Origin of the sequence: Bacteroides clarus YIT 12056 (genome assembly GCF_900129655.1) — a bacterium.
Classification (GTDB): domain Bacteria; phylum Bacteroidota; class Bacteroidia; order Bacteroidales; family Bacteroidaceae; genus Bacteroides; species Bacteroides clarus.
Window position 1 is genome coordinate 134,228 of sequence record NZ_FQWK01000002.1, and the last position, 13,957, is coordinate 148,184.

Here is a 13,957-nt window from a genome sequence, read left to right on the forward strand (position 1 = left end):
TGTTGCAAAGTTAAAGGACACAAGAAGGAATAACAAGAAAACAGGCTCTACAACAATCCCGGCAAAACAGCTATAAATCAACATATTATCAACCGCACATCTCTACAACCCGACAATAGGATACCAAACCGGAGATTCAATATTCTATGAATATCTCTACCTGAACGCTATGTAAAGAGCTGACAACCAGCATCACGAAACCAATGTATCTCTACAATACCGAGAAACTTACACTTCTTTCTCTCTACGATTCATATCCTGAATGATTCCTAAAATCTTGCCGTATTCTAAAAAGGAAGTAGCGGCTTTGCGCTATATCGAAAATTATCAGACGATACAGGCAAAAGTTGGCGGGTAATTGAAATATAGCAACAAAACACGGATGCCGGACATGCTATCTTAACGGTGGCAGGCATTGTCGTTATGCGAGGCTATCTCTGTCGTTATGCAAGACGGCCTCTGCCGGCGTATGAGAGTATCACAGCCGTTATCTTTGATTACCCCGTCAAGAAGTACTTCCGGCGGGACTTTTTTTGCAGTATAATCGAGTTTACCCCAGTTTCGGCTCTCTTATCCGGATTGCAACAAAACTTTACACATGGAAAATGTAATACTAGACTGGGCTATGGGTAATTCCTGAGAGCATCGCATTGGAGACATAAATCTCACAAGCACCTGCCGGGAAATAACACGTATCAGCATCCGCACACCACCACATCCACCGTCTCCCCGTTTTTGAACAAAGATTCATCCGCCTGTATCAGCCGCTTTTTCAAGCGGAACTTCTGCTGAGAGACAGAAGCGGGAGAGACAGCCGTAAGCGTTGCTATCTGTGTGTTCGTGAAGCGCAGGCGCATCAGCAGGCAAAGCTGAAGGTCGGCAGGCGTGAGCTGGGGAAAGCGGGAAGTGAGGCGTTCGGAAATACCTGTATACGCTTTGTCTGTCAGTTGCCGCAGATGTTCCCATTGGGCTTCCGTCAGAAACTTGGGATGAGCGCGCAACCGCTCCACCACCTCGTCACGGTCTATCAATGCGGCGGTGAGCGCTTGTACCTGTCCGTCCAGTTTACGGGCACGTTCACCCTCTTTTTGCAGCAGTTCCAGCTCATAAGGGACAGGATGGTCTTCGTACTCCCTGAGACGTCCGCGAAGCACTCCGTTCTCCTCGTGCAACCGGCCGCCCCGGGTCATAAGATTCACCAACGAGCGTTGTACTTCTTCGCGTTCGTCATCTTCCAGTGACATCTCTTTGAGGCATTCTTCCAGTTCGGCACGCTCACGTTCGTTGTTATGCAGGTGGCGTTCATTCTCGCTCAAGTTGATGAGGTAACGGCGGTGCTTGCGCTCGTTCGTGAATTTTATGTCCCGTATGGAAAGCCAGACATTCAAGCCCAGCATCAATGCGCCGAACACTCCCCAAAGAGTATGCTTCCACCCCGTGACCGGCATCAGACGAAGAGGTTTTCCTGCGGACTGTTCTTTTACACGGGCGTATTCGCGATGCAGGCCGGAAAGCAGACGAGCGGTACGGGCACTGTCGGCGACACCGGACTGTACCAACGAATCGGCATGGGCAAGGGAGTGTTCATACTCCAACATATCCTTATCGGCGGGAGCGGAACAGGCCGTTATCCCCCAAAGGAGAAATAACGGCAGAATAAAATCGAGGCAGGACTTCATGCGCATATAATAGTAATGAGTAAATGAGTAAAGTATAAGACAAAAAACACGGATTACACGAATCCGGCGGTTCAAGTCAATCAAGAGCCGCGTAAATTCGTATAATCCGTGCCTCAAAATAAGTTTCGGTTCCCTGTTATCAGAACTCGCTCGTAAAGTGGAACTTTATGTTTTTGAAGTCCATTTGCGCCATTTGCAATACATAGCCGCTGTCTGCCAGAAACACATCCCTGCCCTCGCGGTCTTTCGCCATATACTGGTACTTGCGTTTCTTGAAGGATTCCAGTTCGGCGGGGTCGTCGCTTTCAATCCAGCAAGCCTTGTAGAGGCTCAACGGCTCCCAACGGCACTTGGCGCTGTACTCATTTTCCAGACGGTATTGGATAACCTCGAACTGCAACTGCCCTACCGTACCGATAATCTTGCGTCCGTTGAACTGGTTGACAAACAACTGCGCCACACCTTCGTCCATCAACTGGTCGATACCTTTGGCAAGCTGTTTCTGCTTCATCGGGTCGGCATTCTCAATGTACTTGAACATCTCCGGCGAGAAGCTCGGCAAACCGCGGAAATGAAGCATCTCGCCCTCGGTCAGCGTATCGCCTATCTTGAACGTGCCGTTATCCGGCAGGCCGATAATATCTCCCGCCCATGCCTCGTCGATGGTAGTCTTGCGCTGCGCCATAAACTGCGTGGGCGACGAGAAACGCATGGTCTTGCCATGACGCACATGCAGGTAGGGCGTATTACGGGTAAACTTACCGGAACATATCTTGCAGAATGCGATACACGAACGGTGATTCGGGTCGATATTGGCGGTAATCTTGAAGATAAAGCCTGTGAATTTCGGCTCGTCCGGCTCCACTTCACGCTCTTCCGCCTTTACAGGACGGGGACTGGGAGCAATCTCCACAAAGCAGTCCAGCAACTCCTGCACACCGAAGTTATTCAAGGCGGAACCGAAGAATACGGGAGCCAGTTCACCTTTCAGATATTCCCCTACCTGAAATTCGGGATATACCCCGTCTATCAGCTCCAGCTCGCCGCGCAGCTTGTCCGCCAGCGAAGAGCCTATCTGATTATCCAGTTCTTCCGTATTTATATCCACTTCCACTTTCTCCGTCACCACCTGTTTGGAAGGCTGGTACAGGTTCAGATTATGTTCGTAGATGTTATAAACTCCCTTAAAGCGGGCGCCGCTCTCAATAGGCCATGTCAGAGGACGGACATGGATGGAAAGCTCCTCTTCCAGCTCATCCAGCAGGTCGAACGGGTCTTTCGCCTCACGGTCCATCTTATTGATGAAGATAATCACCGGAGTGTTGCGCATACGGCAGACCTCCATCAGCTTGCGCGTCTGGGTTTCCACACCTTTCGCGCCGTCCACCACAATGATAACGCTGTCCACCGCCGTCAGGGTACGGTAAGTATCTTCGGCAAAGTCCTGGTGACCCGGAGTATCGAGAATATTGATTTTGTAATCGTGATAATCAAACTCCATTACGGAAGTGGTTACAGAGATACCACGCTGTTTTTCAATATCCATCCAGTCCGACGTCGCCGTCTTCTTTATCTTATTGCTTTTCACCGCGCCCGCTACCTGAATCTGACCGCCAAACAGCAGCAGCTTTTCAGTCAACGATGTCTTACCGGCATCCGGATGCGCGATAATCGCAAAGGTTCGTCTTCTTTCTATCTCGTTGTTACTTGCCATATATAAATAGGTATAATATTCAAATAAATATCGTTATGCTTGCTGCGCCAGTCGCTCGATGCAGACCTGTAAGCTCTCTTCCCAGTGGGGAATCCCGATGCCGAAAGTCTTTTTAATCTTCGTCTTGTCCAATACGGAATATTGCGGACGCGGAGCCTTGGCCGGATACTCGTCCGTATGCAACGGACTGACTTTGCATGAGGTAATGCCCGCTATGCGATGAATGGCTACCGTAAAATCATACCAGGAACAAACACCTTCGTCGCTGAAATGGTAAATACCGGGAACAATGCCTCGATTGATAGCCGCAAAGATGGCACGCGCCAAATCGTTGGCATAAGTCGGCGTACCGATTTGGTCGAAAACGACTCCCAGCTTCTCACGCTCATTGCCCAAGCGAATCATGGTCTTTACAAAATTATTGCCGTAAACGGAGTACAGCCATGCCGTACGGATAACCATTGCGCGACTGCACTTCTCCATAACAGCCTGTTCGCCCGCCAGTTTCGTGGAGCCGTAAACGGAGTTGGGACAAGGAGTCACTTCTTCCGTATAAGGAATATGGCCGGTGCCGTCGAACACGTAGTCCGTAGACACCTGTATCATGGCGGCGCCGCAAGCCTCAGCGGCAGCAGCCAGATAGCCGGGAGCCACATGGTTCAGTTTATCGCAAAGCTCCGGATTGTCTTCCGCCTTGTCTACCGCCGTATAAGCGGCACAGTTTACGATAACATCCACCCGGTTGCCGGCCACGAATGTACGTATGGCCTGTTCATCACATATATCCAGTTCCTGCACATCTGTAAAGAAGTAAGTGTGTTGCTGATTTTCAGCGGAGAGCGCCCGCATCTCGTTGCCAAGCTGACCGTTGGCGCCGGTTACCAATATATTCATCTTAACAGTTACTATTTATTCCCTACGGTCATGATATTTCTTTTATCTCCGACACGTAGGTATGTTGACAATTTACTATTCTATTATTTACTATTTATCACTCAACTTATTATCCAAGCCCATACAAACATCCTGTCAGTCATTATCCAGCTTCAACGCGCCTTTCTTGTCCTTGTCGTAATAGTTGGCGAGCAAGGAAAGAAAACTGCTGATAGCCTCTACCGCCTTAGCAGTGCCCTGACTGATTTCTTTTTTCTGCAAACGCAGCAGCAATATGCCGTAAAGCGCCTCAAAGCAGGTTTCCAATTCGGGTTCTTCCTCCTGTCCGCCCTTTTGCCGCAATTCTACAATAAAAGGCAAGGCCTTGAAGTATGCCGCATTATAAAAAGGATACTTCGTGGAAGCCAGCAAATCGGCATGCAGGTCCGTAAGGTTACGGATGACGTTGCGGTTAATCTGCAAATGCCCTTTCTCCGTCACGCCCTCGGCACGCATCATATCGGCAAGATTGCCGTACCATTCTTCCAAAGCCGCATGCTCCTCCGCAGGGTAGCGGGAAATAATGTTACTGCGAAGCAGGTCTATATCGCACTTATTAGCGCGAAGCAGGTCTTCCACTTGCCACATATATATAAGGTATTCGGCAATATTCTTCTCTTTCAGTTGCTGTGAGATCTTCACGTTGAGATTGATGATTTATTGTTTATGATTGATTCAAACGTCACATTCCCTGTCTGCCGGCTGTCAACTAATACAACGATTCGCCCATCAGCGTAAATACCAGCCCGAGTGCAGACACCACCATGACAATGCCGCCGATGATACGGTTCAATATCCAAATGCCGCGTAAGTTGAATTGCGTACGGACCTTGTTGACGAAAAAGGTAATTCCAAACCACCACGCCAACGCTCCCAAAGCAATGGCAAGATACCCCGTAACGGCCTCGAAGACCAACACGCCTTCGCTTACGAAAGCAAAACGCGCAAACAGACCTACGAAAAGAAAGATGATAAGCGGATTGGAAAGAGTGACAGCGAACGCCGTGATAAAGTTATGAAAATAAGACCCCTTGCTGGTGGATACCGGACGAATGGATTGTACCGGATTACTGCGGAACGTGTAAATACCGAATATCAGCAGCAGGATACTTCCGAACAGTTGCAGATAGAAAATATTCTTGTTGACATAATCGAAGACGAAACTCATTCCGTAACCTGTCAGCAAAGCGTAGGCTATATCGCTCAACGAGGCTCCTATACCGGTTACAAAACCATACCAGCGCCCTTTATTCAAAGTACGCTGAATGCACAATACTCCTACAGGACCCAAAGGTGCGGACACTATAACACCGATTATGAACCCCTTCCACAATATGTCAAATATGGTCTCTATCTGAATCATGCCTGCAAATATCGGACTTTTTTATGAGACGACCGAATAGAGTTAACGTTTTTTCGTCAGAAAAGGATTTTAAAAAGCTATATTATCCCTATGAAACGTGAAACATGTTCTCTCGCATCCGACTGAAGTTTTTTATTTCCATTTCTTTCTCCCGCCCGACGATTTTGTATATCTTTGCACCCAAGAAGAAAAGAGAAGAGGCTAACTGACAGACAGCAGCTTCAATCAAAAGTAGCAAATCGTAAACTCTTAAATAAAAGTATGATTCTTTTTTTCAGAACACCATCCAAGAGCGTGATTGCCGTAGAATGTGACCACGAACTTACTCAGGCAGACAGCGACAAACTCTGCTGGCTTTTTGGAGAAGCCGCCCCCGAAAGTGAAGACAACCTGAAAGGACATTTCGTCGGCCCGCGCCGTGAAATGATTACTCCTTGGAGTACCAATGCTGTGGAAATCACCCAGAACATGGGTTTGAACGGTATCGCCCGTATCGAAGAATATTTCCCCGTAAAAGACGAAAACGCAGAGCGTGACCCGATGCTGCAACGTATGTATAAAGGTCTGGACCAAAACGTATTTACCACCAACCGCCAGCCGGAGCCGATAATCCATATCGATGACCTGGAAGCATACAACGAAAAAGAAGGTCTGGCGCTCTCCAAAGAGGAGATGGACTACCTTAAGAAAGTAGAGAAAGACCTGGGACGTCCGTTGACCGACTCCGAGGTGTTCGGCTTCGCGCAAATCAATTCCGAGCACTGCCGTCACAAAATCTTCGGCGGTACCTTCATCATCGACGGAGTGGAGCAGGAATCTTCCCTCTTCCAGATGATTAAGAAAACCACTCAGGAAAACCCGAACAAGATTATATCAGCCTATAAAGACAATGTAGCCTTTGCCGAAGGTCCGGTTATCGAGCAGTTTGCCCCGGCAGACCACTCCAAGCCCGACTTCTTCCGGATAAAGGACATCAAGAGCGTTATCTCCCTGAAGGCCGAGACCCATAACTTCCCTACTACCGTAGAACCTTTCAACGGCGCTTCTACCGGTACGGGCGGTGAAATCCGCGACCGTATGGGCGGCGGTAAAGGCTCATGGCCTATTGCCGGAACAGCCGTATACATGACTTCCTATCCCCGTACAGACGAGGAACGTTCCTGGGAAGACATACTTCCGGTACGCGAATGGCTGTATCAGACTCCCGAACAAATCCTGATTAAAGCGTCCAACGGCGCCAGCGATTTCGGAAACAAGTTCGGCCAACCGCTGATTTGCGGTTCCGTACTCACCTTTGAGCACAAAGAGAAAGATGAAGTTTACGGTTACGACAAAGTTATCATGCTTGCCGGCGGTGTGGGATACGGTACGCAACGCGACTGTCTGAAAGGCGCCCCCGAAGCAGGCAACAAGGTTGTCGTTATCGGTGGCGACAACTACCGCATCGGTTTGGGCGGCGGGTCCGTTTCATCCGTAGATACGGGACGTTACAGCAGCGGCATCGAACTGAACGCCGTACAGCGTGCCAATGCGGAGATGCAGAAACGCGCCTACAACGTAGTGCGCGCACTTTGTGAAGAAGACGCCAACCCGGTGGTTTCCATCCACGACCACGGTTCCGCCGGACACGTAAACTGTCTGTCCGAGCTGGTGGAAGAGTGCGGCGGTCTTATCGACATGAGCAAGCTGCCTATCGGCGACAAGACCCTATCCGCCAAAGAAATCATCGCCAACGAAAGTCAGGAGCGTATGGGCTTGCTGATTCGGGAAGAAGCTATCGAGCATGTACGCAAGGTGGCCGAACGCGAGCGCGCCCCGATGTACGTAGTCGGCGAAACGACCGGCGACCATCGCTTCGCTTTCCAGCAGGCCGACGGCGTACGTCCGTTCGACCTTGCCGTAGAGCAGATGTTCGGCTCCTCACCCAAGACTTATATGGTGGACAAAACCGTAGAGCGTCATTATGAAATGCCGGAATACGAGTTGTCACAACTGCATGAATACCTCACCAACGTACTCCAGCTGGAAGCCGTTGCCTGCAAAGACTGGTTGACAAACAAGGTAGACCGTTCCGTAACAGGCAAGATTGCCCGCCAACAGTGCCAGGGCGAACTTCAGTTGCCGTTGAGCGACTGCGGTGTCGTAGCTTTGGATTATCGCGGCGAGAAAGGTATCGCAACATCTTTGGGACACGCTCCGCAGGCAGCGCTTGCCGACCCGGCGGCCGGTTCCATCCTCTCCGTCAGCGAGGCATTGACCAACCTGATTTGGGCTCCGCTTGCCGAAGGTCTGGACAGCGTATCCCTGTCGGCCAACTGGATGTGGCCTTGCCGCTCGCAAGAAGGCGAGGACGCGCGTCTCTATACAGCGGTAAAAGCATTGAGCGACTTCTGCTGCGCCCTGCAAATCAATGTTCCTACGGGTAAGGACTCTTTGTCCATGACACAGAAATATCCCGACGGCAGCAAGGTCATCGCTCCGGGTACGGTTATCGTATCTGCAGGCGGTGAGGTTTCGGATGTGAAGAAAGTGGTGTCTCCCGTACTCGTCAACGACGACAAGACCACCCTCTACCATATCGACTTCAGCTTCGACAAACTGAAACTGGGCGGTTCCGCCTTTGCGCAGTCACTGGGTAAAGTAGGCGACGAAGTGCCTTGCGTACAAGACGCCGAATACTTCCGCGACGCCTTCCTGGCCGTACAGGAATTAATCAACAAGGGACTTGTTCTTGCCGGACACGATATTTCAGCCGGCGGTCTCATCACTACGCTGCTCGAAATGTGCTTCGCCAATGTAGAGGGCGGTATGGAAATCAACCTCGACAAGATGAAGGAACAAGACCTCATCAAAATATTGTTTGCCGAGAATCCGGGTATCGTTATCCAAATCAGCGACAAGCGTAAGGAAGAGGTCAAGAAGATACTGGAAGATGCCGGTGTAGGCTATATCAAAATCGGTAAGCCGACCGATGAGCGCCACATCCTCATAAGCAAGAACGATGCCACTTACCAGTTCGGCATAGACTATATGCGCGATGTATGGTATTCTTCATCTTACCTGCTCGACCGCAAGCAATCCATGAACGGATGCGCCAAGAAGCGTTTCGAGAACTACAAGATGCAACCGCTGGATTTGGTATTCCTACCCGAATTCAAGGGTAAGCTTTCACAATACGGCCTTGACCCGGACCGTCGTACTCCGACCGGTATCCGTGCCGCCATCATCCGTGAAAAGGGAACCAACGGTGAACGCGAAATGGCGTACTCGCTCTACCTTGCCGGCTTCGACGTGAAAGACGTAACCATGACCGACCTTATCAGCGGACGTGAAACACTGGAAGACGTGAATATGGTAGTTTACTGCGGCGGTTTCTCCAATTCCGACGTACTGGGCTCCGCCAAAGGCTGGGCGGGCGCTTTCCTTTTCAACCCGAAAGCCAAAGAAGCGCTCGACAAGTTCTATGCACGCGAAGACACGCTGTCTCTCGGCGTATGCAACGGCTGCCAGTTGATGATGGAATTAGGCCTCATCACTCCCGACCACGAAAAGAAGGGAAAGATGCTGCATAACGATTCTCACAAATTCGAGTCAACCTTCATCGGCCTGACCATTCCTACCAACCGCAGCGTAATGTTCGGCTCTTTGAGCGGCAGCAAGCTCGGTATCTGGGTGGCGCACGGAGAAGGCAAGTTCTCACTGCCTTACGACGAGGATAAATACAATGTGGTGGCAAAATATACTTACGATGAGTATCCCGGCAATCCGAACGGTTCCGACTACTCCATCGCGGCCATAGCCAGCACCAACGGACGCCATTTGGCTATCATGCCTCACCTGGAACGCTCCATCTTCCCGTGGCAGAACGGCTACTATCCCCAAGACCGTGTACACAGCGACCAGGTTACTCCATGGATAGAAGCATTCGTCAACGCGCGTAAGTGGGTGGAAGAAAAGACCCGGAAATGACAAAGCATCCAACCATAACGCGATAATAGAATAATGTGCCAAAGTTCCCGCCAATGCAGAATCTTTGGCACATTTCTTTTATTCCCCGTCCTGTTCCGCCAACTTATCGCCTTCGTACTCTGTTTCTCTTTTTTTTGCATATCTCAAACATATTCACTACTTTTGTGTTAATATTAAGTCCCCCCGAACGTTTATCAAACTCAAATTCCAAAATTGGCTGATATGAAAAAGCATTTCTTTTTCTTTATTTTCCTGGTATCATCCTTTTTAGCTGCTGCTCAGACATATAAGTACATCGGCGTAGAGGATGGTTTGAGCAACAGGCGGGTGTATGCTATTCAAAAAGGACCTAAAGGTTACATGTGGTTCCTCACGCATGACGGTATCGACCGTTACAACGGAAAGGAATTCAAACAATATAAACTTCTGGACGGCGAAGAAGAAATCAACTCCATGATGAACCTCAACTGGCTGTATTCGGACTCGCAAGGCAGATTATGGGAAATCGGCAAGCAAGGCCGCGTTTTCTGCTACGAAAGCAAGCACGACCGTTTCCAACTGACATACAAGCTGCCCAAAAGCGAGACGGAAGGTTTACATACTCCCGTCAGCTATGGTTTTGTTGACGACAACAATACAATATGGCTCTGCAATCAAAGAAACATCTACCTATACGACAGCGATACGAAAAAGACCGTTACCATCAAGAATGAAATCAACGAGAGCATTACGGATATCGAGCAGATAGATGCCACCCACTATTTCATAGGAACGGACGTAGGCGTACATTACGCCGAGCTGAAAAACGACATACTCGCGCTGAGTCCTTGCGAAAAGCTGGATACGCTAAGGTTACAAATCAACGAGCTTTTCTTTCATAAAGGCAGCCGCAAAATCTTCATCGGAACTTTTCAAAGGGGGATTTATGTATACGACCTCAACCTTCACAAGGCATTTCATGTCAAGTCGGGTTTGATAGACGTCAGCATCAACCGGATTTGCACTTTCGGCGAGAATGAGATATTGATAGCGACAGACGGCGCGGGTGTCTACAAAATGAATGTGGATACCTATCAGTCCGAACCGTACATCGTGGCCGACTTCAACCGGTACAATGCCATGAACGGCAATACCATCTACGACATATACGTGGATGACGAGCAACGTATCTGGATGGCGAACTATCCCATCGGCATTACCGTACGCAACAACCGGTACAGCGATTACAAATGGATAAAGCATTCCATCGGCAATAAACAATCCCTCATCAACGACCAGGTAAACGCCATCATCGAAGACCACGAAGGCGATTTATGGTATGCCACCAATAACGGAATCAGCCTGTACGAGCACCGCACCCGGCAATGGTACTCCTTTATGAGCGTTTTCAATAAAGAACATGAGAACCAGAACCACACGTTCATATCCCTGTGCGAAGTCAGCCCCGGCATCATCTGGGCGGGCGGTTACAGCTCCGGCATCTACCAGATAGACAAGAAGAAACGTTCCGTCAGCTTCTTCACCCCCGCCCTATTCGGCGGTAAGACGATTCGCCCCGACAAATATATCCGTTCCATTACCAAGGACAGCGAAGGCTATATATGGTCGGGCGGTTACTACAACTTGAAGAAGATAGATTTCGAGCATCAGAAGATAGAATTGATTCCCGGACTGGAAGCCGTAACGGACATCAAGGAGAGAGACAAGGATTCCATATGGATAGGTACGGCCAACGGGCTGTATCTGCTGGAGAAAGCGACCGGTAAATACCGGTATATTACAATGCCGGTAGAGTCGTCCTATATATACTCCCTGTACCAAGACCCCAACGGACTGCTGTATATCGGAACAAACAACTCCGGTCTGCTCATATACGACCCCGTTCAGAAAAGCTTCGACCACTATCACAAGGATAACTGCGCACTTATCTCCAATAACATCTACATGATTCTGTCTGACGGGAAAGACGACATCCTGCTAAGCACCGAACAAGGGCTGAGCGGTTTCTATCCCAAAGAGAAGATTTTCCATAACTGGACCAAAGAACAAGGATTGCATTCCGACCACTTCAATGCCAGTTCGGGAACCCTGCGCAAGAATGGAAACGTCATTTTCGGAAGCACCGACGGCGCCATAGAATTTCCAAGAAACATGGTATTGCCCCGCGAGTACAGTTCGCGCATGATATTCAGCGACTTGCGCGTTTTCTACCAGACGGTATACCCCAAAGACGAAGGCTCGCCCCTGGTGTTGGACATTGACGAGACGAAAAGCCTGAAACTGAAATACAATCAGAATATATTCTCGCTTCAGGTTTCTTCCATCAACTACGACTATCCTTCCCTCATCCTGTATTCTTGGAAGCTGGAAGGGTTCTATGACGGCTGGAGTCGCCCCGGAGAGGAGAATATCATCCGCTTCACCAATCTGAACCCCGGTCAATACACCCTGCGCGTCCGCGCCATATCCAATGAAGACCGGCGCATCGTCCTGGAAGAACGCAGCATGGATATCATCATCGAGCAGCCCATCTGGCTCAGCATATGGGCGCTGCTGCTGTATGCGCTCATTCTTATAGCCCTTGCGAGCATCGCGCTGCGTATTATCGTGTTGCGCAAGCAACGAAAGATATCCGATGACAAGATTCGCTTCTTTGTCAACACGGCGCACGACATCCGTACTCCGCTGACGCTTATCAAAGCGCCACTGGAAGAGCTCAACGACCGTGAAACGCTGACCCAAGAAGGGACGGACAACCTCAGCACGGCGCTTCGCAATGTCAACGCCCTGCTACGTCTTACTACCAACCTCATCAACTTTGAACGGGCGGACACCTATTCGAACAATTTCTACGTATCCGAGTACGAGCTGGGAGCTTATATGAACGATACCATCAACGCTTTCCGCTCATACGCTTCCGTAAAGCACATCAACCTGACTTACGAAAGCAACTTCCGCTATCTGAACGTTTGGCTGGATAAGGACAAAATGGACTCTATTCTGAAGAACATCATATCCAACGCGCTGAAATATACGCCCGACGGCGGAAGCGTGCACGTATATGCCTGCGAAACAGAAGATACCTGGAGCGTAGAGGTCAGCGACACGGGCATCGGTATTCCGCTGGACGAGCAGAAGAAACTGTTCAAGATGCATTTCCGTGGCAGCAACGCCATCAATTCCAAAGTAACCGGCAGCGGAATCGGCTTACTTCTCGTATGGAAGCTCGTACATATACATAAGGGAAAGCTCAACTTTACCAGTACCGAAGGAAAAGGCTCCTGCATCAAAGTATCTTTCCCCAAAGGCGAGAAGCGCTACCGCAAGGCCATACACCGCCCCGTTCCCATGAAAGAGAAAGAGCCGGAAAGGAGTAATGAGCTGGAGCAAATCACCGCTCCGAAGAAAGATACGCCGAACGCTCCTGCCGCCAATGCGCCCATCGAAGGCTACGAACACGCCCAACAGAAAACCCAAGATGCCGATAACCGTCAGAAGATACTGGTAGTAGAGGATAACGACGAACTGAGGGAATACCTGCGGCGCACTCTGGCCGAGAACTACCACGTGCAGGTATGCTCCAACGGCAAATCGGCGCTTTACATCGTGAAAGAGTATTTCCCCGACCTGATTATATCGGACATCATGATGCCCGAAATGCGGGGTGATGAGCTGTGCCAGATTGTAAAGAACGACATCGACACCTCGCACATCCCCATTATCCTGCTGACAGCCCTCAATACGGACAAGAACATCATTGACGGACTGCAAACCGGAGCGGACGAATATGTCGTGAAACCGTTTAATATCGGAATCCTGCGCGCCACCATCGCCAATCTGCTCGCCAACCGCGCTTTACTGCGCCACAGATACGGCAATCTGGATTTGAACGACGATACCCACAATACGGAATGTATCAACTGTTCTACGGATTTGGACTGGAAATTCATTGCCAGCATCAAGAAGAACGTGGAGGACAATATGGACAATCCGAGCTTCACGATTGATGTGCTTTGTACCCTGCTCAACATGAGCCGTACCAGCTTCTACAACAAGCTAAAGGCGCTGACCGACCAGGCGCCGGGAGATTACGTCCGGCTGATCCGCCTGAAACGCGCCATGCAACTGCTGAAAGAACAGAAGTACACCATCACCGAAGTGGCCGAGATGACAGGGTTCAGCGATGCCAAATATTTCCGTGAAGTATTCAAGAAACACTTCAATGTAAGTCCGAGCCAATACGCCAAGGACGAAGGAAATATCGGTGAGGCCAAACAATAAACAGAGTTACAGTATTTA

7 protein-coding genes are annotated in these 13,957 nt (G+C 49.7%); 2 read left to right on the forward strand and 5 right to left on the reverse strand.

Annotated elements, in window-relative coordinates:
• Positions 1–695 precede the first annotated feature (695 nt).
• From BUB52_RS02695 to BUB52_RS02715, 5 genes are all read right to left on the reverse strand, one after another.
• Positions 696–1,679: a hypothetical protein gene (locus BUB52_RS02695; protein ID WP_009122432.1), complete on the reverse strand. Its 984-nt coding sequence runs from the start codon at positions 1,677–1,679 to the stop codon at positions 696–698.
• Between the two features lie 139 nt (positions 1,680–1,818).
• Positions 1,819–3,393 (reverse strand): peptide chain release factor 3, encoded by a 1,575-nt coding sequence (locus BUB52_RS02700; RefSeq protein ID WP_009122433.1) that lies wholly within the window; start codon positions 3,391–3,393, stop codon positions 1,819–1,821.
• A gap of 33 nt (positions 3,394–3,426) precedes the next feature.
• Positions 3,427–4,287, reverse strand: a complete 861-nt coding sequence (gene rfbD, locus BUB52_RS02705; protein ID WP_009122434.1) for a dTDP-4-dehydrorhamnose reductase — start codon at positions 4,285–4,287, stop codon at positions 3,427–3,429.
• A 135-nt stretch (positions 4,288–4,422) separates the two neighbouring features.
• On the reverse strand, positions 4,423–4,968 hold the full coding sequence (locus tag BUB52_RS02710) for a DUF4924 family protein (RefSeq protein WP_009122435.1): 546 nt from the start codon (positions 4,966–4,968) through the stop codon (positions 4,423–4,425).
• Positions 4,969–5,035: 67 nt separating this feature from the next.
• Positions 5,036–5,689, reverse strand: coding sequence for a LysE family translocator (locus BUB52_RS02715; RefSeq protein ID WP_009122436.1), 654 nt, complete (start codon positions 5,687–5,689; stop codon positions 5,036–5,038).
• Between the two features lie 261 nt (positions 5,690–5,950).
• Here BUB52_RS02715 and purL point away from each other — a divergent pair, with 261 nt between their 5' ends.
• Both purL and BUB52_RS02730 read left to right on the forward strand, forming a co-directional pair.
• Entirely contained in the window at positions 5,951–9,658 is a 3,708-nt protein-coding gene (gene purL, locus BUB52_RS02725) for a phosphoribosylformylglycinamidine synthase (RefSeq protein ID WP_009122437.1), read from the forward strand.
• A gap of 222 nt (positions 9,659–9,880) precedes the next feature.
• Positions 9,881–13,939 carry a hybrid sensor histidine kinase/response regulator transcription factor gene (locus BUB52_RS02730; RefSeq protein WP_009122438.1) on the forward strand — a complete coding sequence of 1,353 codons (4,059 nt, stop codon included), beginning with the start codon at positions 9,881–9,883 and terminating at the stop codon, positions 13,937–13,939.
• The last annotated feature ends 18 nt before the right edge of the window (positions 13,940–13,957 follow it).